The following is a 25,490-nucleotide window of genomic DNA, read 5'->3' as shown; positions in this document are numbered from 1 at the left end:
CGCCGAGGGTGCCGGCGGGGCCGGTGGTGGTGGAGTTGGTCAGGGCGTGCGGGCCGCCGGTGCCGCCGCCGGTGTTGGGGGCGCTGGTGGGGTGTTCTTGGTGCCGGCGGTCGGGAAGGTCTGGGTGGTGGTGGTGTTCTTGGTGGTGTCGCCGGCCGGATCGTGCTGGACGAGGGAGGTGCGGTTTCCGGTGAGGTCGTAGGTGTAGGTCTGCCAGTAGGGGGCGGGTCCGCCGACGGTGGTCTTCTTCGGGGCCTGCGCTCCGCTGGTTACGGTGGTGTTGGTGCAGGCTCCGCGGTTGCCTACGACGGGTTGTGCGGCCACGGTCAGGCTGCCGGTGTCGCTCCAGGCTTCGGTGAGGCGGCCGAGGTAGTCGTAGCCGAAGCACTGGAGGTCGGTGCTGGCGGGGGTGTTGTCGGGGATGTCGCGGATCGCGGTGAGGCGCCCGGAGGGGTCGTAGGCGTAAGTGGTCTGCTGGACGGCACCGGTCGCGGCGGTCTGCTTGTCGACGAACTGGGAGAGCTGTCGGCCGGTGGATTCGTCGTAGGTGTTGGTGACGACGATCTGGGTGCCCCAGGGGTTGACGGTGGAGCGCATCGGTCGGCCGTAGGCGTCGTAGTCGTTGGAGAGGGAGTAGGTCGATCCACCGAGGGCGCCGAAGCCCTGGAGGGTACCGTTCTTCTCGTAGGAGTACAGGACGGTCTCGGCGGCGATGTCGCCGATGGCGGAGCGGTTGTCCTTGGTGAGGAGGCCGGTGTTCTGGTCGTAGACGGCTTGGTAGGTGTAGGTGAAGGGGGTGGCGGCACCGATCTCCGCACCGGGGATGGTGGTGGTGGTCTTGGTCGGGTTGTAGGAGGTGTCGTAGGCGAGGACGGCGTTGGTGTAGGCGGTGCCGCTGGCGCCGCCGACGTAGCGGGTGGAGGTGGCGGGCTGGCCCTTGACGACGCTGTCGTAGGTGGCGGCGGTAAGCTGCTTTGCTTTGTCTGCCGCGGTGCCGCTGTAGGTGCCGGTGGTCCGCCCGAGCAGGTCGTAGGTGCGGGTGATGCTCTGTCCGCGGGCGTCGGTGGTCGTCACCAGCCGTCCGGAGGCGTCGAAGGTGCTGGTGCTGGTACCCGTGTCGGGGTCGGTTGCGCTGGTCGGAAGTCCGCGCAGGTCGTACGCGTAGGTCCAGGTGTTGCCAGCGGCATCGGTGCGCGAGGCGGTCTGTCCCGACGGGGTGTAGAAGTAGGTGGTGATGTCCGCGTCGGCAGGCTTGCCTGTGGCAGTGGTGGTCTTGTACTGCCACAGCTGGGTGGTGCGGCCGCGGGCGTCAGTGAGGACGCTGGTCGGTGTCGCGCCTGCGGGCGGGGTGGTGTCGGTGCGGTCGGCTCCGGGGTAAGCGGTGGTCGTGGTGGTCTGTACGACGCCGTAGGCTGCGGACTCCGAGGTCACCGGACGGCCGAGGCCGTCGTAGACGGTGTGTGTCTGGGCCGGGATCTGGTTGGTGCTGCTCTGGTAGAGGGTAGTGCCGGGGCCTGCGGCGTTGTTGAACCAGGGGCTGTTACTCCTGGTGACGTGGCCCTGGGAGTCGTAGGCGGTGTCCGTGATGATTCGCCCGGGCTGGTAGGCCGAGGTCGCGGGAGCGGACTGGGTCTGGATGGCCCGGCCCAGGCCATCCATGATCTGGACCGTGGGCAGGGCGGTGTAGTTGCCGCCCGCGTCAGGAGTGCCGACAAGCGCGGTGGTGGTGACGGTAGGAGGTACGGCCGCGTTGTTGACGACTCCGGGGATGGAGTAGGAGAACGACTTATTGGCGCTCTTGGCGGTGTCGCGTCCCGGTACCCATACGCCGGTCAGGCGGCCAAGCGCATCGTAGGTCTCGGTCAATACCCTCCCGTTGTAGTCCGTGCTGGTCTTGGGGAGGCTGCGTGCACTGTCGTAGACCGTCGTGGTCATCCGCCCTGTGGCCGCGTCAGCAGCTTCTGCGGGTGCGGGCGTTGTGACTGTGACGGTGCCGGGCAGTTCACCGGCCTTGGCCGGTTGGTAAGCGGTTGTGACTGTCGCGCCGGCTGCGTGAGCGGAGTCGGTGGTCGTGGGATCAGTGGCGGTGAGGACTCGCCCGTAGACGTCGAACGTCTGGCTGCTCTTGGCGACGAAGACAGGAGTGGTGCCGGTGAAGTGGTCGATGATGTCGGCGGAGCTGGGTTCCGCCTTGCCGCCTGCCTGTTTGAGAGCGAGCCCGTCGTAGTACTGGCGGGACCAGGACACGAGATTGGCCGCCGACGGCGTTGCGGTGCACGCGTCGGCTCCGCTGACGCCGACGGTCTCGGCCACCAGTCCGGAAACCTGCGGGTCGGGGCCGGCGGCGTAGTTCGTGCGGACACAGATGTCCGGTGTGCCTTCGGCGGTGTCCAACGCGGTCGAAAGGCGATTGGCGTGCGAAGGGTCACGAGTGATGGTCGAGTTTGTGCTCTGCCAAGTACCGTCGGCCTTGAGCATTTTCGTGGCGGACGTCGTGCTGCTGGGTGCGTAGCGGGCGGTCAGGTCCGGCAGGCCGGTCCGCTTGTGGGTGGCGGTGACGGTGGTGCCCGTGCCGGTCGCGACGGTGTACGCCGCAATGGTCCCGCCGGCCTGGGTGTAGGTGTCGGTCTCCAGGATCTGGCCGGAGAGCCAGTCGGAGTCGGTGATGGCCCCGCTGTTGGGGCCGGCTGCTTGCACGCTGCGGGTACCGGAGGAGGTGAGGTCTCCGTCCATGCCCTGGTGGTAGGTCACCGTGTTCTGGGCCTTGGGGCCGTCTTGTCCGCTGCCGGAGACGGTGGTGACGCTCGCGTAGCCGCGGAAGTCGTCCCAGGTACGGTCCTTGGTGTCCGTGAAGGGGGAGTCGTTGCGGTGCCAGGCGGCCTTGCCGTAGGTGTAGGCGGTGGTCATCGGGGCGGAGCCCGAGGTGTTGGGGTTGACCGTGACGGTGGTGGCGGGTAGCGCTGGAACCAGTCGTCGATCGGGTCGGCGTTCGGCTGCTCGTTGGCGGGGTGCCACTTGACGTTGAAGCAGGAGCGGGTATCGGTGTCGGCGGAGGCCGGCATGTCGGCCCGGTCGCGTGAGCAGTCGGCGCTCTTGTAGTCGACGCCGATGGTGGCGCCGGTCTCGGTGGTGATCAGCTGGATGCGCGGCCGGTTGTAGGCGGGTCGGGCGGGCACCAGGTTGGTGCCGTCGACCCGGTTGGGCAGCAGCATTTCGGTGAACGTGACCGGCGGCAGGGGGACCGGGGTGGCCGAGGCCTGGGTGTCCTTGCCGGTGTGCGTGAGGGAGCCGAGCCAGGGGACCTGGGTGCTCTCACTTGTGTTCTGGACGTTGACGAACCGGTGGCCGAGCTCGTAGAGGTCGACGTCCTGCCAGGCGCCGTTGGCGCGGACCCGGGTGGTGATCGCGGTCAGCCACTTGGTGGACCAGAACGTGGGTCCGTAGGTGGTGCAGGTCCCGCTCTGGGCGCAGTTCTGGTCGAGGGGGACATCGGGCCAGTCGCCGGCGTGGGCGGTGGTGCGCTGTGAGGGGTCGCAGGCGGCGGTGGAGGTGACGCAGCGTTCGCCGGAGGTGAAGTCGATCAGGGCTGCGCTCTGCCAGGTGCCGTTGGCGGTGATCTGGTCGGAGAGGAGCTGGCCGTAGGCGATGGTCTTGAGGACGCCGCCGCGGGTGTAGGAGTGCTGCTCTCCGGTGCCGTGGTTCTGTCCGCCTCCCATGGCGTACCAGTTGGACTCGGGTGTGTAGGTGTAGGTGGTGAGGTTGCCGTGGGGGTCGACGACGTAGTCGAGGTTCCACCGCCAGGCGCTCTGGCACCAGGAGGCCTTGCCCTTGGTGCTGTTGTAGCAGGGGTCGCCGGTGTTGGGTGAGTAGACGGGGACGGTCCAGGCGGAGCCGCTGTCCGGGCCGACGGCGCTCGGGGTGCCGTCGGCCTTCGGCAGGTGGTTCAGACCGAAGTAGAAGACGGTGCCGTCGGTGTCGGTGACCTTGATGTAGGAGCCGTTCCAGGTGCCGTTGGTGGCTCCGGTCAGGAACTGGACCTTGGTTCCGTCGTCGTTGGCCAGGCGCCAGGTGCAGTTGGACTGCTCGGTGGAGCCGGGGGCGCCGGCCTGGCAGGAGGCGTCGTCCTGCACGAGCTGACCGGAGTGGCCGCCGAGGGAGAGGGTCGCGTTGGCACCGCCCCAGCACAGGTCTCCGGAGCCGGTGATGCCCGCCTTGGAGCACAGCTTGTACGAGCGCTCGACGAAGCCCGCGCTGTAGTCCCAGCCGTCGCCGATCCACGATGCCTGGGCATTGGTCGAGGATGTCTTGCCGTCGACCGACGAGGAGTCGTAAGACAGTGCGACCGAGGGGGCGTCCCCGCCGAGTGAGGGCGGGGCTTGGATCGGGTAGGAGTAGTTGAACGCCCCCGATGAGCCTCCGGCCTCCCACGCCTGGGAGGGGTTGAGCGGCGTCGCGGCGTAGGTGCCCGCGCCGCTGGACGTTCCGGAGACTGCGGCGAGGACCATCACACCGCCACCGGCACCCGATGTGGCGGGGGCGGCGGAGAGAGACTGGATGCTGGTGTGCGCACTGCTGTCCGAGCCGGGCAGCGTCACGTCGCCGATCAGCTGCTTGGAGGCCGGGTCGTAGTGCGAGGCGACGGGCGTGCGTTCCAGGCAGCCTTTCACCTCAGGGGTGGTCAGCGAGCACGCGGGCAGCGCGACGAGCTGCGCGCGCGCCGCCCATTCGCCTCCCCGATTGCCGCCAGCCGCGGAGACGTCGAGAGCCACCCGCACCGGGCGGGCAGACTCGGCGCTGTCCCGGGAGAGGGTGACCGCGAGGCCGGAGACGCCGGCGGCTGCGGTCCTCTTCTCATCGGCCACCTCCACGTGCACGGTCTGCTCCGGTGCGTCTCCCGCACCGGGCAGGGGGCGAGGGAGACGGGGAGGGTTCCGGCTGCTGTCTGCGCACCCGAGACGGGTGCGCCGGCTGACGGAGCCTGCAGTCCCCAGGCATTGGGCAGGGTGCCTGCCTGCGCCGAACCGAGGACCACGTTGGCGCTGCGCGTGCGAGGGTCGGGGGTTTGGCGTCCTTGGGCGGGGTCCAGGTCGGCGGCACCTCGTGTGCAGGCTTGCCCACCGAAACAGCCGGCATCTTCTGCCCGTTGACGGAAACTGTCTTGCCCAGCGCCGTGTTGGGCGGGCTCCAGATCCGCGAGTAGTCCGGGCCTGCCGCCGCGGCGGCCGTCGGCACCAGCAGTGAACCGGCGAGCGCCGCAGCGCTCACCACCGCCATCCTGCGCCTGAGCCGGGGCGCCCCGGGATGTCCTGGCTGCAAGCCAGTACTCCTTCGGAACCTCACAAAAACTCCTGATGTCATCCGGTGCGCTAGGCCGGAGTTGAAATTTTTCGCGCGGGTGCGAACCTATCGGCTCCCCAATCGTTCAGGTCAATTCGGAAAAGACCTTTTCAATGTGGCTCACATCACCTTGAGGCGCATATGTGCCGGGAGGGGAGGAATCGGCACATGCCGCCCGCAAGTGGCTTGCCTGGCGCACCATCAAGGCAGAATGATCGCCCTGACCTGCGCCTATGCACACATGGGTAGCTTCAACGCCTTAAGGGGCCCCGTTTTGAACAGATCGATCAGGCCACCCAGGACGCTGCCTCGCGTACTGGCCTCCAGTGTCGCGCTGGCAATTTCAGCGACTCTTGGAACAATCACTACTGTCTATGCCGACACTCCGTCAGCAGCAATATCTGAGAGCCAAGTTGAGAAGATCGACAGTCTGCACACATCTCAAAAACCGTCAGATTCCGAGCTGGACAAGGCACTTGCCGAGGCGAAGGCCAGCGGAAAGCCGGTCGCCCTCTCATCTCTGATGACGGAGTTCAGCGAGACGGCGGTGACACCGCAGGGACACCTCGGCCTCACCCAGCATCCCGACCAGCAGCGGGTCAAGCACAACGACGCGTGGGTAACCCTGGACGCGACACTGGTGGCGAACCCGGACGGGTCGTTCTCCCCGAAGGCATCGGCGACCGGGGTGGTGCTGTCCAAGGGGGGCAGCGGAGCACTGGCCACCCTGACAAGTACGGACGGCAAGAAGCTGGCGCTGAGCGCGCCATTCACACTGCCCGCCCCGGTGGTGGAGGGCGACAGCCTGACCTACCCGTCGGTGGCACCCGATACCGACCTGAAGGTCACGGCGACGAAGGCCGGCGGCATGACCACCGTCCTGATCCTCAAGACCCAGGCCGCCGCCGACAATCCGGCGATCCGCAACCTGCACTTCGCCACCACCGTCGACGGCGTCGCCGTGAGCACGGACAGCGCCGGCAACCTGACGGCGAAAACCGCGGACGGCTCAGTGCGTTGGTTCGCCCCCACTCCGCAGATGTGGGACAGCACCACCCAGGTACAGCAACAAGGTTCGGCGGCCGCGACCGTGCAGGGCCGCGCCGTGTCGGCCGCCCTGTCATCCGATGACACCGCCTCCGACGCCCCTGGCGAGGCTGGCGAGAAGACCGGTGCGCTCAGCACGGCAGCGGGCCCGGGCGAGGGCGCCAAGGTGGCCGCCATGCCGGTGACCGCGGACGCCAAGGGGGTGGACCTGAAGCCGGACCAGGACCTGCTCGCGCACGGAACCGCCCCGTACTACATCGACCCGGCCTGGATCCCGTGGGCGCCCTCCGCGAGTTCCTGGACCTGGGTGCAGTCCGCCTACCCGACGCTGTCCAACTGGAACCGCAGCGGAAGCGACGACAGCAACTTCCCCGGCGTGGGCAAGTGCGGATACTACGCGGCCGGCGGAAGCTGCTCCCCCGTCTCCACGTACCGGACGTTCTACCAGTTCGACCTCAGCGGCCTGCGCGGCGCGGTCGTCAACCGGGCCTACATGGACCTGCAGGAGTACGTCTCCGCCGACTGGTCCTGCACCACCACCTACCCGCTCGACCTCTACCTCACCGGCCCATCAGCGGTGGCACCAACTGGAACAACCAGCCCGGCAAGGTCGGTGACTCCCTGGGCCGCAGCTGGGTGCCCGGCTCGGCCACGGGTCCTGCCACGACAACGTCGCCTTCAACTACGACATCACCGGAGCCGTGCGGCAGTACGGCACGAACACCACCACCTTGACCTTCGGCCTGTACGGCGACGAGAGCAACGTGAACGCCTTCAAGCGCCTCACCCGCCAGCCCTCGCTCTACATCGAGTACGACCGCGTTCCCAACGTCCCCACCAACCCGCGCGTGCTGCCGGAGCCGGTGACCGTCACCAACGGCCCCAACCAGGCATGCGGCGTCAGCGACTCCAACTCCTGGGCGTGGCTTGGCGCGGGCAGCGACCAGAACGGCGCCACCACCCTCAAAGCCACCGTCTCCAGCCCCACCCAGAGCCAGCTCTGGTCCTGGAGCCACCTGTGGGACTACCAGACCCCGGACGTGCACGATGTCGCCGGCGGGTACTCCCCGCTGGTGGCCAGCGGTTCCAACGCGAGCTTCGCAGTCCCGGCCGGGGTCATCAAGGACGGCCACTCCTACGGCTTCAGCATCATGGCCTCCGACCAGCTCGTCGACTGGTCCGCCTCGACGCCCACCTGCCACTTCAAGGCCGACCTCACCCTGCCCACCGTCACCTTCCCGGACACGGTGAGCGACCTCAACACCCAGTTCCCGAAGTCCGGCAACGGCCAGAGCCCGAAGATCTACGCCGGGAAGCCGGGCAACGTCCCCTTCACCGCCGCCGACTCCAACCCGAGCGGACTGAACTCCTCTGGGCTCGCCTGCCTGCGCTGGTCTAGCGATCCCCAGTTCAACGGCGCCGTCTGGCAGTGCGGCACGGCCATGCCCACCGGCCAGATCCCCGTGACCGCGGGCCACTGGGGTACCAACATTCTCTACGTCCAGGCCGCCGACATGGCCGGCAACCGCTCCCTCGTCGGTCAGTACGCCTTCTACGCCCCCTGGACCCCAACGGTCCGGCGCCGCGCTTCGGCGACGTCACCGGCGACAGTGTGCCCGACATCCTGACGTACGACGGATCGGGCAACCTGCGGGCCTACACCGTGCCCGGAAACCCCAGCGCGGCCGCACCGATCACGACCATCGCCGCCGACCCCAACCACTCCCCGGACGCAACCCCCAGCGCCGCCGACCCGTGGGACAGTCGCTTCCAGATCACCCACCGCGGCGCTCTGCGCGAAGGCGGCAACGTCGACGACGTCATCGTCCACAAGAAGGACGCCCCCGGCCTGCATGCCTACCAGAACCCCGGCAGCCTCGCCGTCGCGGCGCACTGGACGTCTCTCACCCGCTCGCCAAACCGGCCTGCGTGACCTCCACCATCAACCCCAGCTGCACCGACTACGCCGCCGACTGGTCCACCACCACGAGCATCGCCGCCCTGGGCGACCCGGTCAGCACCACCAAGCAGCCGGCCAACTCCACGAGCCTGCTCACCGTCGAGAAGACCCCGGCGGGCGAGGGCGCTCTCTGGTACTACCCGGCCATGGGCTACAACACCTTCGGCTCCCCCATCAGGCTCGCCGCCACCGGCTGGAAGGACAACGACCTCATCCCGGTCGGCGACTGGGCCGGACAGGGACACCCCGGCCTGTGGGCACGCGACCGCGCCACCGGCACCCTCAAATTCATCACCTTCACCACCGGGACCGCCTCGACCGACATCGTCGACCCCGACTTCGGAGACATCACCACCGTCACCTACCCCGCCGCCACCGCCATCGCCACCACCGCCACCGCCACCATGCAATCCGGCGTCACCGGCGCAGCCTGGGACCGCGTCGGCTCCGACGGAGACATCACCGGCAGCGGCAACCCCACCCTGTGGGGCATCACGGCGGGCGGCGACCTCCAGACCTGGACCGGCCACCGCACCGGCACCACCAGCGCCCCCACCTACACCTTCGACGTGGGCCCCACCACCGTGCTGAATACCGGCGCGGCCGCGGACCGTTGGCTGATGAACAAGAGCACCTTCAACGGCACCAAGGCCGCGGACACTCTCGGAACCAACGGCGCCACCGCCACCGGAACCGTCTCCTGGACCACCGACAACAAGAACACCGCGGACGCCGCCAGCAAGCTCAACGGCACCTTCTTCAAGACCGCCGCCCCCACGGTCGACACCAGCCGCAGCTACACCGTCGCCGCCTGGGTCAAGGCCGACAACCTCAACGGCTACCAGACCTACCTCACCCAGAACGGCAACGAACGCGGCGCCTACTACCTCCAGTACTCACCCGCCTTCGGCACCTGGGCCTTCGTCGCCCGGGTGGCGACCACCTCAACACCGCCACCTACTACGCCGCGTACGCCGCCGCCCCGCCGCAGAGCGGTACCTGGACCCACCTGGTCGGCACCTTCGACGCCACCACCCACACCATGACCCTCTACGTCAACGGCCAGTACTCCGGCACCGGCACCAACCCCACCCCCTGGAACGCCACCGGCCCCACCACCATCGGCATCGCCGACACCAACACCTACGCACCCGACAACCCCGCCAGCGGAGCCGTCAGCGACGTACGCACCTACCCCTACGCCCTCACCGCACAACAGGTCAACACCCTCTACACCAGCTGACCCGCAGTCCACCACGGCCGGGGCCGGAAACGAGGAACCCTCGTTTCCGGCCTCCATGAAGCGGCGCACCCACCGACGAGGCATCTGAGCATTTCCGTGGCGAGGGGGCGCGCGCAATAGTGCGAACAGCCGGCTCGGCACCGCTGGAGCGGATGAAGCTGGCCAGGTCGAAACCGCCTACCAGGCACGGCGGAGCCCCGGGCACTGGCCCCCCTTGTCCCGCCGGTTGTCCCGCCTGGCCGTGACCGCCGGCGGCCTCGGCCGGTTGGGCACAGGTGACCACCACCAGCACCAGCACGCTCGACCTGATCCTGTTCGGCGGCGAGCCCGAACGACGACGGACCTGACTACGACGGCCTGACCGCTGCCGAGCGGGAGGCGATCGCCGAAGCCGCTGCGACCGGGGTACGCGCCGCCATCTGGATCCGCGCCCTGGCCGAGCGCCAGAACGAGGAGGACAACAGCAGCGCCCTGCAGCGCTACGCCCGGGCCGTGGAACGCATCCTGGCCCGGGAGATCGTGCTTGAGCGCGACGGCCCGCTGGAAGGCGACTCCTCTACGAGCTCGACCCGGCCAACTTCACCCTGGATCACCCCGGCACCGGACCGGTGGACCTGCGGCGCGGCCGAGCGGGTCGCGCTGGCCGCGATCGGCGCCGCCACAGCCTCCGCGCCCACCGCCGTCCTGGGCGACGTCGCCACCGACCTGCCCCGGCTCTGCGAACTCGTCGACCAGGCCCTCGCCGTCGGCCAGGTGCCGGACGGCACACCCCGGCTCCTGGCGGCCCTGCCCGGGCTGCTCGCCGACGCCCACCACGCCGCCCGAAGCCGCGAGGAAGTCTCCCTCGCGCGCCTGTCCACCCTGTACGTCCTGGCCTCTCAGGTCCTCACCAAGACCGGCGAGTACGACCAGGCCCGCACCACCATCGACCGCGCCCTGGTGTACGCCGACCTGTCCGGCTCCCCGCTCGCCACCGCGGCGGCGGCCCGCGAGATGAGCATCATCCTGCGCCACCAGGGCGAAGCCGCCGCCGCCCAGCGCCACATCATGGCCGCCGTCGCCCGCGTCGAGGCCACCGGCCTGACAACCGACGCCCAGGCGTCCGCGTACGCCCAGATGCTGTGCACCCAGGCGTACACGGCCGCCGTCGCCGGCGACCGCGCCCAGGCCCTCACCATGATCCAGGACGCCCGCAGAGCAGCCCGCTCCCTGCCCGACCAGGCCCCCGACGGGCGCCTGTTCCCACTCACCCCCGCCGCCGTCCAGCTCTACGCGGTGGGCGTCCACTGGGCGCTGGGCGACGCCGGGCCGCACTCGACGTCGGCGCCACCCTGCACCCGGCCAGTTCCGTACCCCCGAGCGCCAGGCCCAGATGCACACCGACCTCGCCCGCGCCTGGTGGCAGCTCGGCAAGGCGGACCAGACCGCGGCAGCACTCCTGTCCGCGGCCCGGGTCTCCCCCGCAGAGGTCCGCGACCGGCCCGCCATCCGCACCATCGCCACCCAGCTGCAAAGCCACCACAGCCGGACACCGGGCATTGCCGAACTCGCCAAGGCGGTCGGGGCGCCCGGCTGAGCGGTGCATCGAGCCGGCCTCCCCCGTACGGCGATCGCCCCGCCGCCGGCGCGTCCGTACTCTCCCGCAGGAGACTGCCGCAGACCGGTCGGCATCAGGACGGGTTCGGGCAGGGCGTCGCGGGATCGGCGCAGCGGCATCCGGCGTTCGGCATCTCACCGGGCAGGGCCGCCCGGACGGTAGCGGTGTAGAGCCAGCCGTCCTCCCGGCCGATCCCCGTCGTGCTGTAGTGGCTGCTCTCGTTCGGGACGAGGTCGAAGGAGAGGCCGTCCTCCTCCAGCCACCGCCGCCGCAGGGCCAGCACGATCACGTGCGTTTCTTCGACAACGTCCCACAGCACCTCGCCGACCGCGGGCCTGACGGGCAGGTCGGGCATCGTCCAGGTGCGGGCACCGGGCGCGGCGGCCCGCAGGTCGGCGGCGAGGCGGCGGTTCCAGGCCGCCTCGGCCCGGTCGACCGCTTTCGCCTCGGCGGCGCTCAGCCCGACCAGCGCCCGGCTTGCACCGGGGCCGAGTCCAGCGGCAGGCCCGGCACCTCGGTGGACGACGCCACCGCCCTGGTGGAAGGCGCCCTCGGGATCGCCGCCCCGGCGCCCGCGCCCCGCTGGCCCGGCACGTAGCCGGTCCCCGGCTCCGGGCGGCCGGCAAGCATCCTGCCCGGCCGCCCGGAAGATGATCTGACGGACCGTCAAATATCTTATGGTGCTGGCCATGACCCAGCACCAGGCGTGGCGCGAGATCACCAGCGAGACCGCCTTCACCAAGTACGGCAGGTCCGTCGAGAAGGTCGCCTTCGAGCTCCCCGACGGCAGCAAGAACGACTTCTACCTCAAGTGCGAGCGGCCCGCCGCAGCTGTCCTCGCCCTCACCCCCGACCGGCAGGTGATCCTCGCCCGCCAGTTCCGCCCCGGCCCCCGCCGGATCCTGCACGAACTGCCCGGCGGCTTCGTCGAACCGGCCACCGACCCGGCCGCCACCGCCGCCGCCGAACTCCTGGAGGAGACCGGCTACCAGGGCACCGTCCAGCCGTCACCGAAGTCTGGGACGACGCCTACTCCAACGTCATCCGCCACGTGTTCGCCGCCACCGACTGCGTCAAGGTCGCCGAACCCCGGCCCGAGCACACCGAGTTCATCGACACGATCCTGATGCCCCTCGACCGCTTCCGCAGCGAGGTCCTGCGCAAGGGCCAGCTCACGGACGCCGAGGCGGCATACCTGGCGCTGGACCACCTCGGCCTGCTGTAACCGGCCGACCGGTCCGGCGCGGAACCCCCACCTCACCGAGGGAGTCCACCGTGAAGAACCGGACCAGCACCACCGACACCACCGGCTGGTACACCAGCACCCTTCGATCGATGCCCGCCGACACCGTCGCCCTCGTCCTGGCCGGCGGCAAGGGCACCCGGCTGCGCACCGGCACCGACCCGGAACTGGCCACCATCCCGAAGGTGCTGGTGCCCATCACCAGCCCCCACCACCGGGCCCCCGTGCCCATGCTCGACCACGCCCTGGTCGAGCTCGCCACCGCCGGATTCCGCCGCGCCGCCCTGCTCACCGGCTGCGCCCCCGAGGCCCGCGCCGACGACGTCGAGCGCTACGCCGTGCGCGCCTTCGCCGCCCGGCTCCAGCTGATCGCCCACCGCGAGCCCTACCCGCTGGGCACCGCCGGCGCCGTCTACGCCGCGCTCGCCCACCTCAACGCCCCGGCCGCCGTCGTCCTCCCGGCCGACACCCTCTTCCCATGCCCGCTGCTGCCGGCCGCCGTCACCGACCACCTCGCCGCCGGCGCCCCCGTCACCTGGACGGTCACCACCGCGCCCGGCCCCGACGCCCAGAACCCGGGGCGGATCTTCCTCGGCCCCGACCTGCGCACCGTCGCCCACGCGCTGGAGGGCGTCGACGCCGTCCTGCCGTCGGCCAGCCGTACCGGCCTGGCGCGGGCCACCAGCACCGGCGCCGTCATCATCACCCCGGACGTCTACCGGGAGGAGTTCCGCCAGTACGCGGCCCGTCTCCCCCAGCCCGGCCCCTGCGACCTGTACCGGCAGTTCATGCCCTGGCTGCTCAGCCAGGGGCGCACCGTCGGCGCCTTCGACATCCGCGAGGCCGCGCCCGACCTCGGCACCCCCGACCGCCTGGCCGCCTTCGGCCGCACCGCGTAGGAGAACCCGTTGTCCCTCACCGAACTCGAGATCCGGCACTTCCGCGAGGCCGGGTATCTGCGCCTGCCCGACCTCGGCCTGCCCGCACCCCTCATCGAGGAGACCGCCGCCCTGATACGCGAGCGCAGCGCCCGCGGCGCCCACAAGGTCTACGGCCTGTACCAGGCCGCGCCCGGCACCGTGCACCAGCTCGTCGCCCACCCGGGCCTGACCGGGCCGCTGACCGCCCTGCTCGGCCCGAACGTGGTCTACGTCCTCAACCGGCACAACCAGGTCTCCACCGGAGCCGGGGGTCGTCACGACGATCCCCGGCTGCACCGGGACATCCTCCAGCCCACCCGCGGCCTGCTCACCGCCGTCATCTACCTGGAGGACGCCACCGTGGAGACCGGCTGCACGTGGGTGGTGCCCGGCTCGCACCGGGCGCCGTACGTCGGCGTGCCGCAGCCGGACGGCGGCGGCACCTGGCTGGACGAGCACAAGGTGCTGCTGTCGCTCGCCGACCAGGCCGTCCCGGTGCCCGTGCCCGCCGGCGGCGCCCTGCTGTTCGACGGCTGCCTGTTCCACACCAACGGGGTGAACAGCAGCGCCGGCACCCGCACCGCCGCGGTGCTCGGCTACGCGCGGCCGACGAACTGGACCACCACCCCGACCACAACCGCCAGATCGTCGTCGCCGGCCACCACACCTACCGCGGCAACGACCGATCAGCCGCCTGGGATCTCGCCGGCTCGAGGCCCTCCGGGCCGGCGAGTTGGCGGCCGGGGCGACGGCCACAACAGCTGCTGTCAGCCTCTGGCTGACGGCCCGACGAGTCGAACCCGCTCAGGTCGGCGCTGGACAGGCAGACCACGAGCACGAAGTGCGCCACCGCGGCGAGGGCGGGCACCCCGTCTCCACTCGCCCTGGTGCTGCCGCCGCGGCCAACGAGGTCGTCTTGGCCTGGGTCACTACGCGGTGGAGACCGGTTGAAGCAGCACGCGGCCGGGGCCGCCACGGCGCGGGGCGGGGCGGAAGCCGTATCGCGCGTACCAACTGCGCCCCTGGAGCTCCGCTGCCCCGTCCGATGGGATCGGACGGGGCAGCTGGGCTTCTCGGTGCGGCACCACCGTAGCGCCCGGCACCGGCAGGCGGGCGTACGCCGCGCCACCCGGGCCGGCAGCTGACCGCGCCCGCCGGCTCACTACTGCAGGTTCCTCAGCCAGTCCCCGCAAGGGTGATAGGCACGGAGTTGACCGGCATGCTTCGCACCGCCGGGGACAACGTCCTCGTGGTACGGATACTGCTGCGTCACCGCGGCCAGCACGAACTCCAGGAAGCCGCCCTCGAACACGTCCCACTCCCGCATCGAGTGAACTTGGCGGCCACCGGCCACCGGTCCGGATCAGGGCCCCGCATCAGCCAGAAGAACTGGTCGGAGCTGTAGTTGTTGCCCCACTTCAGCAGCCCGCCCTCGGCCGGGAACAGCGGATACGGGCACTCCCTGTAGTCCCCGTCCCGGTAGCACTCGGCCAGCCAGGCACAGTACCCGTAGGGCTCCGTCGTGTAGTGCAGGCCCCTCGAAGCCGAGCGGCTGACCGGTCTTGCTGGTGGGCACCAATGACGGGGCGAAGACGTGCAGCTCGTCCCTGATGCTGATCGACCCGTACCGGTCGACGAACGCCCGGTAGTCCGCGGGCAGCTGGAAATCCATCACCTCGGGCGCGATCTCCCACGGGACCGGCGCCACACCGCCCTCGGGCGGCGGTCCGATCACCGCACCCAGCCGCTCCAGCATCTCCTCGACGTCCACGTCCGCTCCCCTCGTCTCCGCCACCACCCAGGCCACCTGGCCAGGATGGCAACGGCGCTCTGCGTACCCTCATCTCGTAAGTCGGCTGGCCCGCAAGTGCGGCCGGTCAGACCACGGAGGCCCGCCGGGGGTCAACCGGGTCGATCGCGTGCTCATCGAAGAGGCGCTCAAGAGCCTCCAGGCCGCCCTCTCGCCGGAAGTCCTTCTCGGCCCTGGTGATCGGCAGCAGCCACAGGATCCGGGCGTGGGCCCCGCCGTCCCAGGCGCAGACCTCGAACTCGGGCCAAACGGATAGGGCAAGCTCACCAGGTAGTGGTCACAGTCCGAGTCGTCCAGCCACGGCCGGCCGATGGGGACGGTATGTCCGACGTCAAGCCGTTGGCGAACGGGCCCGCAGTGGTAGTACGCGTTCACGGTGACGCTCTCCAGATTGACCCACTCGTCACGCGGCGCCGCAAGGAAGAACTCCGTCCCATGACCGCCGTGCTGCGTCGACTCCCAGCAGCCCGACGTCACATATAGCCACCAGTCACCCGGATGAGCAGGATGGATCCGGAAGATCCGGAACCCGGGCACGCGGTCCTCGATCGGCCCCTCCGCACCGGCGACCTCATCGATCACACGACCGGGAAGAGTCCTGCGAAGGTGGTCGAGTAGAGCGGTGCGCGCTGCGGCGTTCGGCATCCGATCATGATGCCCCAGACCATCGGAGCTCAGCAACCGGGGTAAGGCCCCCACCGATCACACCGCCCTCGGGCGGCGGCCCGATCACCGCGCCCAGCCGCTCCGCGCACCCTGACGCCGTCGGCCGCCGTTCAGTCCCGCACCCGGACCTCCACCGCGGCGCGGATGTCCAGCGTGCGGGCTGCCAGTTCCTGCGGCTCGCTGCGGCCGGCGGTGTCGGTGACGATGCCCACCGTGCTGCCGTCCGCCCATGCGCAGGTGCTCTGGGAGAGGGACGGGTAGACCAGCACCGCGCACACCAGCTCACCGCCGAGCGGGCCGGCCGGCAGCTCCTGCAGCTCGGTCACCGTTTCGCGCATCACGTCCCCGCCCTCCATCCGGCCGAAGTACTTCTCCAGCTCTCTGCGGGATCGGGGAAGCTGCCGCTCAGCCCGACCACGGTTAGGGCGTCCCCCGGCGCACCGCCGCTTCCGTAGCGGGCCACCGCCAAGTCCCGGTAAGGCCGCAGGGCCGTCATCCGCCGCTCGTAGTCGGCGCGCAGCGCGCGGGTGTCCCCGTCGTCCGCGAGCCGCGTCCAGTCGCCCGCCCGGTCCGCCAGCACGATCCGGTGCCGCGCCGGGGCGCCCGCGCCCGTCACCGCGGCCACCACCACGCCGCGCCCAGGGCCGCGGTCACCACCGCCGCGGCCATGAGCTTGGGGGAGGTCCTGCGGTACCAGGGCAGCGGCGCCACGGGTTCCAGGGTGTTGGCCCAGATCGCCCGGAGCCCGCTGGGCGCTTCGGGGCTTGTTCGGGTCGGTCTTGATATCGGTGCCGGGCCGGGCAGGTCTCGCTTCGTGGAGCTGGTAAGGGAAATCGGGACGAGGAAAGCCGAGCACCCCGGCCCCGGTCAAGACGCCGGCGCCGACAGCGGTCGTGTGCGACGCCGCGGCGGAGGTGCACGGCGGGCTGGGTCAGGCGTGTTCGGCCGGCACCCAGAAGAACGTGGGAGCGGCAGCGCGCGCGGCTCGGCGTGCCGCTCCTGCATGGCGGTCAGGCCGCGCACCACCAGGATCGCGAGAAACGGCGGCCACGGCGGTGACGAACTCGGACGCGGTCGCGGCTGCCGACACCTTGAGGCGGCCCAGGAGCAGGCTGACCACCCAGGCGGCCCACCAGGCGTTGACCACGCCGGTGCGGAAGGGCTGCGGCACACCGTGCCGGTCGGTGGGCCGCTCGCGTTCCAGATGTCGGCGGTCACGCGCCAGGGCAGGTAGAGGTTGGCGAAGGGGATGAACCAGGCGCCGATCGTCCAGCCGCGCCCGCGCTGGTAGACCTGGGGGCAGACCACCTCGACGTTCACCCGCACCCGGTAGAGCCACACGATGAACACCACCGCGCGTGGCCAGTGTCAGCAGCACCTCGGCAATGTCTCCGGCGCCCAGGAAGGCCGTGTCGGCGGAGGATTCGGGCGCGGCGCCGAGCACGAGCACGGCCGTCGCGTTGCCAGGGCGACAGGCCGGTCAGGCCCAGCAGCACCGAGCAGGCGGTTGCCAGCGAGCGCGGGAGGCGTAGGAGGCGGGCGAGGACATGCGTACTCCGTCTTCGTACAAGGGGGAAGAAGCCGCACTCTACCGTCCGCCCACGACCGATCTCCACGCAAAATCCCAGCTCACAGCCGCTTTGACCGCTTACAGGAGAGAAAAATCCCCGGCCCTGTCTCCATGAGGGCTCCCAGCCGCACGTGTCAGCTGGGGAGCCCTCATGGAGACAGGGCCGGGAGCGGTGGACTGCCGGAGTACCACTTACGGGGCGGAGGGCGTACGGCGGAGTCGAGCTCCTGCAGGCACAGTTCGAGGTGGTGGAGTTTTTGCTGCTGGCGGCGGTTTGCGGTGTACATAGCCGTTATCCAGGCCAGGACGAGCAGGGAGGAGATGATCCCGGCGGTCGCGCTGTGCCTGAGCCACATAGACACGGCGTTCCACACCATGACCGTGCCACCACGCCCCACGCCCACCGGGCCCGGCGCCGGCGTTCGTGGTTCTGCCGGATGATGGTGCGCAGGGCGTCCTGCTGGGCGGGGTCCTGGGGGATGCGCTCGTTGCTGATGGCGCGGCCCAGATCGGCCAGTTCCGCATGGCCGCTCAGCCCCAGCTTCCGGGCACGACGCCGCTGGCCACAGTGGATGAGCCCGACGGTCATCACAGCCCACAACACCCCTGCGGCGATCGCCAGCCACCACGGCCCCCGGTCGACACGTGCAGGAACACCGCGTAGAGAGCAGCCAACACCACCCATATCGCCCCGAGCACCAGATGCGCTTGGCGCCCGCCGTGGGGCGGCGCCGTTCCGCTGTATGCGCCATACCGGCCGCCTGCCCGGCGATCACCCTCCAAACTCTCCATTCCAGGCGGAGAGTTTGACACTACGTCGGGGCGAAGAGCACGAAGTCATGATCGCCGGGACAGGCTCTGGGTCCGGGGAAGGGCCTGCCCTGGCTGAACTGATCCGCGAAGCCGACCGGGAGCCAGGTCTTAGCGTGGAGCGGATCCGGCCCGCGCGGGCCGGAAGTCCGTCGTTGCGACCAACGGCCGCGGGGTGTTTCCGACACTGCCCACCGCACCTGCTTCAGTGCCGGCGACCGCTCCGGCCATACAGGCAGCAGCGGCCCGATCCGGGCCCACAGCTCGTCGTCCACCATCCACGGCTTGTTGCTCACGCCATCACGAACGGACGAATCGTCACATCAGTCACGCCCGCCAGTGGCGATCACCAAGATCGTGTTACGAGTTCGTAGGAGGGGTACAGCGCGACGTCGGCCGGGAGTTCAAGCCGGGGCAGGGCGCCGGAGTCCATCATCGCGAGGACCGCCAGGTTGCCGTCGGCTCCGGCCAGCAGCCAGCCCGCGCACAGCAGCGTCCGCGCCGGCCCGCTGGAGTGGCAGCCGAACGCGCCACGGGGGCCGGCGGTGCGGTTGCCGGGGCAGAGTTGCTCGTAGACCGCGGCCGGGAACTGGCCGGTGGGCGCGTCCAGGCGCCAGGGGCAGACCTTCTCGCCGGAGCAGGGCCGCGGCTGGGCGGCGATCCGGCCGCCGCTGGTCCGGCTCTCCACTTCCCACTGCTCGTCGCCGGGCCGCCGGCGCACCACGCGCGCGGCGCCCTCCACTGTTGCCGGGAGTGCCGTGTCGCCCTGGAGGGCGGGCTGGCGCAGGACCTCCTCCACCGAGGTGCCCGTTCCCTTGGTGAGTTCGGCCAGCCGGGCGCGTACCTGGCGGTCGCGTTCGCCGTCGCCGCCGTAGGGGATCTGCGGGCGGTGCTCTGCCGGGCCGGGCCGGGCCGGGCGGTGCTCACGAAGCGCCCTGCTCGGCGGCGTTGAGGTGGGGGCCTCGGCGGCGGGGCCGACCAGGCGTCCGGCCGCCGGGGAATGCCGCAGGTCCGCGTCCAGCAGGTCGCCCCGGGTGGCCAGCAGCCGCGCCGTGCCGGCCAGGCAGGCGTCCGCGGCCTGGCCGGGGGTGGTGACCCTGAGCTGCCTGCGGCGGTCGGCGATCAGCACGGAGCGCTCTCCCCGCCCGGTGAGTGCGCGCAGGTGCTCGGCGCTCACCCGTGCCGGGGCCCGGGCGGTGCTGTGTGCGGTGGTGCTGGCGGTCATGGCGGGAAACCTCCGAACCGGCGCCGGGGCAGTGCGTGTCGGGCGCCGCCACCGGGGCACCGCGCGTGCCGGTTCATGATGGCACCGCCCGGGTGCCCGTGGGTCCGGCCGGGTCAGGTCATGGGCCGGCCGTCGCGCAGGATGGCGACGGTGCCCGCCCGGCGGGCCGCGACGGTGGACCGGAACCAGCCCTGCTGCAGGGGCTGCAGGTGCGGCAGCCACTGCTCGACGGTGCGCCAGGCGTAGGCGTCGTGCTCGTGGCTGAGCCGGTCCGGGCAGCCGGCGGGCAGGGGATCGGTGGCGAAGGTGAAGTCGATGACCGGCGGCCACCCGTCCGCTGCCGTGGGGTAGTCGACCGCGAGCGGGCGCAACGGCCCGCCGGGCTGGAGGCCGGTCTCCTCGGCGAGTTCGCGCCGGGCAGTGGCGGGCGGGGCCTCGCCCGGGTCGGCAAGGCCGGCGGGCAGCTGCCACCAGGCGGGGTGCCCGGGGTAGCCGCGGGCCTGGCGCAGCATCAGGATGCGGCCCCGGTCGTCGGCGAGGAGGACGCCGGCGGAGGCGATGTGGTGCGGGAGCGTAGCCGCGAACGCGGCGGGCGGCATGAGCGGCTGGGGGGTCGTCACCCGTGGGTCCTCCTTCTACTTGGCGCTACAGTAGAGCCTGCCGCGGCCAACTTCCTTGATAAAAAAAAGAGTTGATTGATAATCAGATATGGCCGGTATGGTCTTTCACCCACTCGAGGCACTGCGCCCGCGGCACCGACCGGGTCGAGTTCGGCGGGCCTGGGGTCATCCCCACCGTTCAGCAGCAACTCCTGCTGGCCAAGCGCGCCACCGCGTCCGGGCCGGACGTCTCCTCCTGTCCTCCTGGGAGTGCAAGGAGCACGCCGGCGTCACCACCACCTTCCCCCCGCGATGGCCGGCGTGGTGATGATGGAGTCCCGGGCCGCGACGGAGCGTCGCCGCGTCGAGCGGGCCGCCGCGATCCAGACGGAGATCGAGCAGGTGCCCTGCGGTATGAAGTCCTGCGGTGCCGGCGAAGGCGAGGCATGCCGCACCACCACCGGCCGCCTGGCCGACCAGCCGCACCGCGGCCGGCTCGCCGAAACCACCGCCCGCGTCGATGCCCGGCTCGGCTGGCACGGCTACAACCCGGCGAGGGTGGACGTCGATGCCTGAACAGCGCGCCAAAGGCCTGGCTGCACCGTACGAGGCGGGCCCGCTGGCCACCTGGTTGGTGCGCACCGTCGCCGTCGACGGGGCCATACACCACTCCACCGGCAACCCCGACCCCCACCCGCCGGCGAACTGGCAGATGCACCGCGCGCTGAGCGCGCCGATCGAGGCATGGGAGCAGGAGGAGCAGCAGAGCTGGGGTGAGCTCACCCAGCAGCAGCTCGCGGCCTATCCTCACCAAGGTCGGCGGCCGGGACGTCCCCGTTGGCGCCCTGGCCGACTTTGTCGGCGTCACCCTCGGCATGGCGATCGTGGCGACACTGCCCACCATCCGCCGCCGGCACGACAGCCTTGCCGGAGGCCTGCTGCCGCTCACCAGTGACGGCGTGCACGACCAGCAGGGTGTCGGCGAGCTGGAGCACCTGGTGCGCAAGCATTAGGTTCTGTCCGGCGGATCTTCGTGCGGCATCATGTGCGAGGTGACCTCAACACTGCCTGATGACCTGATCACCCGCCTGATTGAGTCCGATAAGCCAGCTGATGTTGTCCATGCCGGGGCCGCTTGCCTGGCTGGGATGCTCGACGGGTTCGGGTGGGTCAGGTCCCGGCATTCGCTGGAGCGCCGGGAATCGGTTCGCCGGGAGGTGATCCAGTTGGAGAAGAGCAAGTGGAACCGATCGGGACACTTGATCAAGTTCACCGTGACGAGCCTGACCGTCTTCGACGACGACCTGGGCAGGTGGCGTCGGGCCAACCCCGAGCTGACCGTTGACCGGCCCGAATCCGTCGAGTCGATCGTCTGCGCCTCCAGCTTCCTCGACATGCCTGGTCAGCACTTCGTGGTGCTCACCCAGCCCGAGGAGCGTCCGACGAAACTGGAGCAGTTCGCAGCTCACCTTCGTGACACCGCGCTCCAGTGGTTCGCCAGTACCGCCGATCCCGAGCAGATCGTGCGGACAGTTCCTGATCCTCTTCTCACCGGGTGGGGGTTCGCGCAGGATCTGGTCGAGTTCCTCGTCAGCACCGGCTACCACCCGCAGGCGTAGGCGCTCTGGAGGAGGGTTCAGGAACACCAGCTGGCCCACCGGCAAGCGTTCGCGGCAGGCCGGGCCATGGCCGGGACAGGAGAGCGACCCCGCTGGCACACACCCGAGGCCCTCGGGTGGAGTGCCTCCGTCCTGGGACTGCTGTAGATACCCTGTGCGGCGGTTCAGGGACTGAGCCACAGGCGTATCGATGCGACGGTGATGGTGCCGTGGAAGACGTAGGCTCGCTTGTCGTACCGCGGCGCGACGGCCCTGGAGTGCTTGAGTCGGTTGATCGTGCGCTCGACCTCGTTGCGGCGCTTGTACATCTCTTTGTCGAAGCCCGCGGGCGGGCCTCCTTGGCTGCCGCGGCGCCGGCGGTTGGCCCGCTGGTCCTTCGGTTCCGGGATGGTGTGCTTGATCTGGCGTCTGCGCAGGTAGCGACGGTTTCGGCGGGAGCTGTAGGCCTTGTCGCCGCCGAGGTGGTCGGGCGGGTACGCGGATGGCCGCCGCTGGGGCGCTTGACCTGATGCGTTCCAGGATCGGGATCAGCTGCGGGCTGTCGCCCCACTGACCGGGCGTGATCAGCATGGCCAGTGGACGGCGTCCGCCTTCCCCGGCAAGGTGGATCTTGGAGGTCAGACCGCCACGGGACCGGCCGATTCCCTCGTCGGGCGGTGCTGCCAGGGCGTTGATCTCCGCTTCGGGATACGGGGTGTTCCGCGCGGTGCACCGGCAGCGTGCCGGTGGGCCCGGCACGAAGTGGAGTCCACGCTCACCATGCTCCAGTCGATGCGCCCCTGGGAGTCGGCCTCGGCCTGGACGCCTTGGAGGATCCTTTCTCAGGTGCCGTCCGCCGACCACCGGCGGTGGCGCTCGTACACGGTTTTCCAGCTACCGAACCGCTCCGGCAGGTCCCGCCACGGGACGCCCTTGCGGACCCGAAACAGGATCCCGTTGATCACCGCCCGGTGATCAGTCCACCGTCCGCCTCGGCGCCTGGTCTTCGGCAGATGTGGTGCCAGTTGCACCCACTCGTCTGGTTGGGCGGTGGTCGCCGATCAGTGGCTGCAGCCCGGCGCCAAGGTCGGCAATGACCCGGACATTGTCCACCTGGTCGGCACCTGGCTGCTGACCGGCTCCCCCACCCTGTTGCAGGACTTCCTCAGCAGGGGTCAGCCGTAGACTGACGGTCCGCGCGGACGTGAGGGAAGGGGTCGGGCGTGGCGACCATCACCGAGGAGTACTTCGGGTTCAACGAGCCCCTGCACGACGAGGGTTGCTCGGCGGCGGGATAGGAGGTGCGCTACCGCGAGGTGGGGGACAAGGCCCGGCCCGACGGCGAGCATGCCTGCACCAACCCTGCGTGCGAGGACCATCGTTCCCACTACAATGCGCTGTGCGTGCAGGTGATGTGGCGCGGGTGTGATCGGGTGCTGGAGTTCACCGGCAAGACGCACTCGGTGGGGTACCCGCCGCTGGCCGAGCAGGGGTACGGCACGCCGCCGCTCAAGGCCGGGCCGGTGTGGCTGTATGCGGGCGTGCGGATCCTGCGTGGCGAGCCGGAGGTGCACGGGTACCTGGTGGCCCGCCGGCACACCGACCGTCTGGTGCAGGCCGACGTGCTCGGCCAGGTCCGCATCCACCGCACCAAGCGCGACGCCTGGCGGTGGGAGGGCCGGGCGCGGCCGCGCTGGCACGAGGGCGGTGTGATGATGATCTGCGACGCCGTCGAGCAGGGCTTCAAGACCCCGGTGGCGGCGGCGAAGTGGGTTGCTGCCCAGGCCCAGCCTCATCCGGAGGCGTGAGGTGGCCAGCCGCAGTAGCGCGATTCGGACATTCGTCTGGAACATGTCCAAAACCTACCGGTGCACGATCACCGCCGACTACTACGACGACAAGAGGCGGTGGGAGCTGCGCTGGCACGACGGCCCGACGGCGGCCACCGTGGTGGCCGCCGTCGGCCGGCAGCTTCCGGAGCACCGGGAGGTCGTCTCTCCCGGACGCCGCTACAGCGACGAGGCGATGGTCTTGGCCGCGATCCGGCTGTACGCCGCCGGCAGGGACCGCGAGTACTACGGGCTCGACTACGCCGCCGCGCGGTTCCTGGAGGACGTCGCCGATCCGATGAGCACGGCCACCGCACGGGAGGCCGCCATGGTGGAACGGGCGCTGGACGCCTCGGCGGGCACCAATGTGTGGGGCACCCGGGAGTGGCGCGACGCGCTGAACCTGCTCACGCGACACGGCGGAATCGGATGGCTCCTCGAATCGCAGCCCCCTGGCGGGGAAGAAGGCCGGCCGGAGGCTGACGCGCCGTCAGCCCCGGCTTTGGCGCCGCTGAAACGGCTCACCGCCCGCTACGCCCGGGGCGAGGACCTGCTGGCGTGGCGCAAGGGCGTCGCCACCATGTCGGTGCGGACGGCCGTCGACGCCGTACTGGCCGATCCGGAGGCCTATAAGGACGCCGCGGTGGCAGCGCTGGAGCTGGTACCTCTGCTGCAAGTCGAGCTGGATGCGCGCACCGCCGATCTGATCGACCGGGTTAGGTTCTGTCCGGCGGATCATGGTCGGAGCCAGAGGCGGATCGCTGCGACGGTGACCGTGCCGTGGAAGACGTAGGCCCGCTTGTCGTAGCGGGTTGCGACGGCCCGGAAGGTCTTGAGGCGGTTGATCGTGCGCTCGATCTCGTTGCGGCGCTTGTGGGCCTCTTGGTCGAACGAGGGTGGGCGCCCGCCTCTGCTGCCGCGGCGACGGCGGTTGGCCCGCTGGTCCCGGGGTTCGGGGATGGTGTGCTTGATCTGGCGTCTGCGCAGGTAGCAGCGGTTGCGGCGGGGGCTGTACGCCTTGTCGCTGCTCACCCGGTCGGGTCTCGTGCGCGCGTGTCCACCGCCCGGGCGTGGGACGCGGATGCGCTCCATGACCGATATGAGCTGCGGGGCGTCGCCCCACTGGCCCGGCGTGATCAGCAGGCCCAGTGAACGGCGACCGCCTTCGCCGGCCAGGTGGATCTTCGTCGTCAGCCCGCCCGGGAACGCCCGAGTCCTTCGTCGGGGCGGTGCTGCCGAGGCGTCGATCTTTCCCCGGGACGCGAGGCGGCTTCTTCCGGGCCCCTGCGGCATGCTGGTGGGCGCGACAGGAGGTGGAGTCGACGCCCACCATGCTCCAGTCGAGCCGGCCCGCCGCATCGACGTCGGCCTGGACGGCCCGCAGGGTTCTGTCCCACGTGCCGTCTGCGGACCACCGCCGGTGCCGCTCGTAGACCGTCTTCCAACTGCCGAAACGCTCTGGAAGGTCCCGCCAAGGAGCGCCGGTGCGCTGCCGGAACAAGATCCCGTTGATCACCCTGCGGTGGTCGTTCCACCGCCCGCCCCGCCGACCGCCCCCCCGGCAGATGAGGTACCAGCCGACCCCATTCATCGTTCGTCAGATCACCCCGCCTCATGCAGAGCACAACGAGCCCCGCAGGGAGAGGTCGCATGATCCGCCGGACAGGTCCAACCCGTGAATCGCCGCGCATGCCTGCGGGCCCCGTTCGGCCGGCCGATGCGGGGTCGCGGTCCGGTGGCCGGTCCCGGAGGGGCGGGCGGGCGTACGGGAGCGGGGCCCGCGCTAGTGCGCGGGCCCCGCTCGGTGCCCGGTCGCTCCGGGGTGCTGTCCTGGCCGTCGGCTACCAGCGGTACCAGCGGCCGCGGCTGCCACCGGCGTTGGTGCCGCGGGCGACGAAGCCCACCACCCACACCACCAGCACGATGATCGCCACCCACCACAGGGCCTTGAGCGCGAACCCGGCGCCAAACAGGATCAGCGCCAGCAGCAGAACCAGAAGAAGGGGAACCATGGTGACCTCCACGCAGTCGTTGTC

The 25,490-nt window shown here is 70.5% G+C and carries 26 protein-coding genes and 2 pseudogenes; 14 read left to right on the top strand and 14 right to left on the bottom strand.

The window, feature by feature from the left end; all coding sequences use genetic code 11:
• Window positions 1-39 precede the first annotated feature (39 nt).
• The gene (locus QMQ26_RS36095) at window positions 40-2,907 is read right to left on the bottom strand and encodes an RHS repeat domain-containing protein (protein ID WP_282204265.1); all 2,868 of its coding nucleotides are present in this window, start codon (window positions 2,905-2,907) and stop codon (window positions 40-42) included.
• Complete coding sequence (locus QMQ26_RS36090; protein ID WP_282204264.1) at window positions 2,904-4,862, bottom strand: hypothetical protein; 1,959 nt, start codon at window positions 4,860-4,862, stop codon at window positions 2,904-2,906. Before QMQ26_RS36090 ends, QMQ26_RS36095 begins: the two co-directional genes overlap by 4 nt.
• A 2,223-nt stretch (window positions 4,863-7,085) precedes the next feature.
• Between QMQ26_RS36090 and QMQ26_RS36085 the strand changes: the two genes are divergently transcribed.
• From QMQ26_RS36085 to QMQ26_RS36065, 5 genes are all read left to right on the top strand, one after another.
• On the top strand, window positions 7,086-8,012 hold the full coding sequence (locus QMQ26_RS36085; protein WP_282204263.1) for a hypothetical protein: 927 nt from the start codon (window positions 7,086-7,088) through the stop codon (window positions 8,010-8,012).
• Complete coding sequence (locus QMQ26_RS36080; protein WP_282204262.1) at window positions 7,997-8,317, top strand: hypothetical protein; 321 nt, start codon at window positions 7,997-7,999, stop codon at window positions 8,315-8,317. Before QMQ26_RS36085 ends, QMQ26_RS36080 begins: the two co-directional genes overlap by 16 nt.
• A complete protein-coding gene (locus QMQ26_RS36075) occupies window positions 8,314-9,390 on the top strand; it encodes a hypothetical protein (protein WP_282204261.1) in 1,077 nt (358 codons plus the stop codon). Before QMQ26_RS36080 ends, QMQ26_RS36075 begins: the two co-directional genes overlap by 4 nt.
• A complete protein-coding gene (locus QMQ26_RS36070) occupies window positions 9,354-9,587 on the top strand; it encodes a LamG-like jellyroll fold domain-containing protein (RefSeq protein WP_282206689.1) in 234 nt (77 codons plus the stop codon). Before QMQ26_RS36075 ends, QMQ26_RS36070 begins: the two co-directional genes overlap by 37 nt.
• Window positions 9,588-10,079: 492 nt before the next feature.
• Entirely contained in the window at window positions 10,080-11,354 is a 1,275-nt protein-coding gene (locus QMQ26_RS36065; protein WP_282204260.1) for a hypothetical protein, read from the top strand.
• Here the strand turns inward: QMQ26_RS36065 and QMQ26_RS36060 are convergent.
• Entirely contained in the window at window positions 11,258-11,875 is a 618-nt protein-coding gene (locus QMQ26_RS36060) for a hypothetical protein (RefSeq protein ID WP_282204259.1), read from the bottom strand. The genes QMQ26_RS36065 and QMQ26_RS36060 overlap by 97 nt on opposite strands.
• Here QMQ26_RS36060 and QMQ26_RS36055 point away from each other — a divergent pair.
• From QMQ26_RS36055 to QMQ26_RS36045, 3 genes are all read left to right on the top strand, one after another.
• Window positions 11,874-12,311, top strand: coding sequence for an NUDIX domain-containing protein (locus QMQ26_RS36055; RefSeq protein WP_282204258.1), 438 nt, complete (start codon window positions 11,874-11,876; stop codon window positions 12,309-12,311). The two genes, QMQ26_RS36060 and QMQ26_RS36055, sit on opposite strands and share 2 nt — an antisense overlap.
• 148 nt (window positions 12,312-12,459) lie before the next feature.
• Complete coding sequence (locus QMQ26_RS36050) at window positions 12,460-13,326, top strand: nucleotidyltransferase family protein (RefSeq protein WP_282204257.1); 867 nt, start codon at window positions 12,460-12,462, stop codon at window positions 13,324-13,326.
• 9 nt (window positions 13,327-13,335) lie between these two features.
• Window positions 13,336-14,298: a phytanoyl-CoA dioxygenase family protein gene (locus QMQ26_RS36045; protein ID WP_282204256.1), complete on the top strand. Its 963-nt coding sequence runs from the start codon at window positions 13,336-13,338 to the stop codon at window positions 14,296-14,298.
• A 211-nt stretch (window positions 14,299-14,509) separates the two neighbouring features.
• Here the strand turns inward: QMQ26_RS36045 and QMQ26_RS36040 are convergent, their stop codons facing one another.
• The 8 genes from QMQ26_RS36040 to QMQ26_RS36010 all read right to left on the bottom strand — a co-directional run bounded on the left by QMQ26_RS36040 (window position 14,510) and on the right by QMQ26_RS36010 (window position 20,048).
• Window positions 14,510-14,674, bottom strand: a complete 165-nt coding sequence (locus QMQ26_RS36040; RefSeq protein ID WP_282204255.1) for a hypothetical protein — start codon at window positions 14,672-14,674, stop codon at window positions 14,510-14,512.
• Window positions 14,675-14,710: 36 nt separating this feature from the next.
• Window positions 14,711-15,118: a hypothetical protein gene (locus QMQ26_RS36035; RefSeq protein ID WP_282204254.1), complete on the bottom strand. Its 408-nt coding sequence runs from the start codon at window positions 15,116-15,118 to the stop codon at window positions 14,711-14,713.
• Between the two features lie 106 nt (window positions 15,119-15,224).
• The gene (locus QMQ26_RS38575; protein WP_404814245.1) at window positions 15,225-15,344 is read right to left on the bottom strand and encodes a hypothetical protein; all 120 of its coding nucleotides are present in this window, start codon (window positions 15,342-15,344) and stop codon (window positions 15,225-15,227) included.
• 589 nt (window positions 15,345-15,933) lie between these two features.
• Window positions 15,934-16,149, bottom strand: coding sequence for a hypothetical protein (locus tag QMQ26_RS36030; protein ID WP_282204253.1), 216 nt, complete (start codon window positions 16,147-16,149; stop codon window positions 15,934-15,936).
• Between the two features lie 11 nt (window positions 16,150-16,160).
• On the bottom strand, window positions 16,161-16,439 hold the full coding sequence (locus QMQ26_RS36025) for a hypothetical protein (protein ID WP_282204252.1): 279 nt from the start codon (window positions 16,437-16,439) through the stop codon (window positions 16,161-16,163).
• A 251-nt stretch (window positions 16,440-16,690) separates the two neighbouring features.
• Window positions 16,691-17,131: a DUF4328 domain-containing protein gene (locus QMQ26_RS36020; protein ID WP_404814244.1), complete on the bottom strand. Its 441-nt coding sequence runs from the start codon at window positions 17,129-17,131 to the stop codon at window positions 16,691-16,693.
• Window positions 17,132-18,549: 1,418 nt separating this feature from the next.
• Entirely contained in the window at window positions 18,550-19,428 is an 879-nt protein-coding gene (locus tag QMQ26_RS36015) for a DUF6283 family protein (RefSeq protein WP_282204250.1), read from the bottom strand.
• Window positions 19,429-19,541: 113 nt separating this feature from the next.
• Window positions 19,542-20,048: an NUDIX hydrolase gene (locus QMQ26_RS36010; protein WP_282204249.1), complete on the bottom strand. Its 507-nt coding sequence runs from the start codon at window positions 20,046-20,048 to the stop codon at window positions 19,542-19,544.
• A 291-nt stretch (window positions 20,049-20,339) separates the two neighbouring features.
• On the opposite strand from QMQ26_RS36010, the gene QMQ26_RS36005 reads away from it, so the two are divergent.
• The 3 genes from QMQ26_RS36005 (at window position 20,340) to QMQ26_RS35995 (ending at window position 21,646) form a co-directional block, all read left to right on the top strand.
• The gene (locus QMQ26_RS36005; protein ID WP_282204248.1) at window positions 20,340-20,603 is read left to right on the top strand and encodes a zinc finger domain-containing protein; all 264 of its coding nucleotides are present in this window, start codon (window positions 20,340-20,342) and stop codon (window positions 20,601-20,603) included.
• 197 nt (window positions 20,604-20,800) lie between these two features.
• Window positions 20,801-21,040 (top strand): hypothetical protein, encoded by a 240-nt coding sequence (locus QMQ26_RS36000; RefSeq protein ID WP_282204247.1) that lies wholly within the window; start codon window positions 20,801-20,803, stop codon window positions 21,038-21,040.
• 39 nt (window positions 21,041-21,079) lie between these two features.
• Window positions 21,080-21,646 carry a hypothetical protein gene (locus QMQ26_RS35995; RefSeq protein ID WP_282204246.1) on the top strand — a complete coding sequence of 189 codons (567 nt, stop codon included), beginning with the start codon at window positions 21,080-21,082 and terminating at the stop codon, window positions 21,644-21,646.
• Between the two features lie 164 nt (window positions 21,647-21,810).
• On the opposite strand, the pseudogene QMQ26_RS35990 reads toward QMQ26_RS35995, so the two are convergent.
• Window positions 21,811-22,638, bottom strand: a pseudogene (locus QMQ26_RS35990) (IS5 family transposase).
• 37 nt (window positions 22,639-22,675) lie between these two features.
• Here QMQ26_RS35990 and QMQ26_RS35985 point away from each other — a divergent pair.
• The 3 genes from QMQ26_RS35985 to QMQ26_RS35975 all read left to right on the top strand — a co-directional run bounded on the left by QMQ26_RS35985 (window position 22,676) and on the right by QMQ26_RS35975 (window position 24,247).
• Window positions 22,676-22,810, top strand: a complete 135-nt coding sequence (locus QMQ26_RS35985) for a hypothetical protein (protein WP_282204245.1) — start codon at window positions 22,676-22,678, stop codon at window positions 22,808-22,810.
• Between the two features lie 116 nt (window positions 22,811-22,926).
• A complete protein-coding gene (locus tag QMQ26_RS35980; RefSeq protein WP_282204244.1) occupies window positions 22,927-23,433 on the top strand; it encodes a hypothetical protein in 507 nt (168 codons plus the stop codon).
• A 43-nt stretch (window positions 23,434-23,476) separates the two neighbouring features.
• The gene (locus QMQ26_RS35975) at window positions 23,477-24,247 is read left to right on the top strand and encodes a hypothetical protein (RefSeq protein ID WP_282204243.1); all 771 of its coding nucleotides are present in this window, start codon (window positions 23,477-23,479) and stop codon (window positions 24,245-24,247) included.
• Here QMQ26_RS35975 and QMQ26_RS35970 read toward each other — a convergent pair.
• Window positions 24,190-25,070: pseudogene (locus QMQ26_RS35970) on the bottom strand (IS5 family transposase). The gene QMQ26_RS35975 and the pseudogene QMQ26_RS35970 overlap by 58 nt on opposite strands.
• 225 nt (window positions 25,071-25,295) lie before the next feature.
• On the bottom strand, window positions 25,296-25,466 hold the full coding sequence (locus QMQ26_RS35965; protein ID WP_100835002.1) for a hydrophobic protein: 171 nt from the start codon (window positions 25,464-25,466) through the stop codon (window positions 25,296-25,298).
• Window positions 25,467-25,490: the final 24 nt, after the last annotated feature.

Origin of the sequence: Kitasatospora fiedleri (assembly GCF_948472415.1) — a bacterium.
Lineage (GTDB): Bacteria > Actinomycetota > Actinomycetes > Streptomycetales > Streptomycetaceae > Kitasatospora > Kitasatospora fiedleri.
The sequence above is the reverse complement of the archived record's forward strand: the minus strand, read 5'-3'. Positions and strand labels throughout refer to the sequence as shown.

Bases quoted from the DNA above. Each gene is read 5' to 3' on its own strand.
- QMQ26_RS36060 (WP_282204259.1), bottom strand. From the start codon at position 11,875: ATGGCCAGCACCATAAGATATTTGACGGTCCGTCAGATCATCTTCCGG.
- QMQ26_RS35975 (WP_282204243.1), top strand. From the start codon at position 23,477: ATGTCCAAAACCTACCGGTGCACGATCACCGCCGACTACTACGACGAC.
- QMQ26_RS36055 (WP_282204258.1), top strand. From the start codon at position 11,874: ATGACCCAGCACCAGGCGTGGCGCGAGATCACCAGCGAGACCGCCTTC.
- QMQ26_RS36005 (WP_282204248.1), top strand. From the start codon at position 20,340: ATGGCCGGCGTGGTGATGATGGAGTCCCGGGCCGCGACGGAGCGTCGC.
- QMQ26_RS36095 (WP_282204265.1), bottom strand. From the start codon at position 2,907: ATGACCACCGCCTACACCTACGGCAAGGCCGCCTGGCACCGCAACGAC.
- QMQ26_RS35965 (WP_100835002.1), bottom strand. From the start codon at position 25,466: ATGGTTCCCCTTCTTCTGGTTCTGCTGCTGGCGCTGATCCTGTTTGGC.
- QMQ26_RS36015 (WP_282204250.1), bottom strand. From the start codon at position 19,428: ATGACCGCCAGCACCACCGCACACAGCACCGCCCGGGCCCCGGCACGG.
- QMQ26_RS36040 (WP_282204255.1), bottom strand. From the start codon at position 14,674: ATGCGGGAGTGGGACGTGTTCGAGGGCGGCTTCCTGGAGTTCGTGCTG.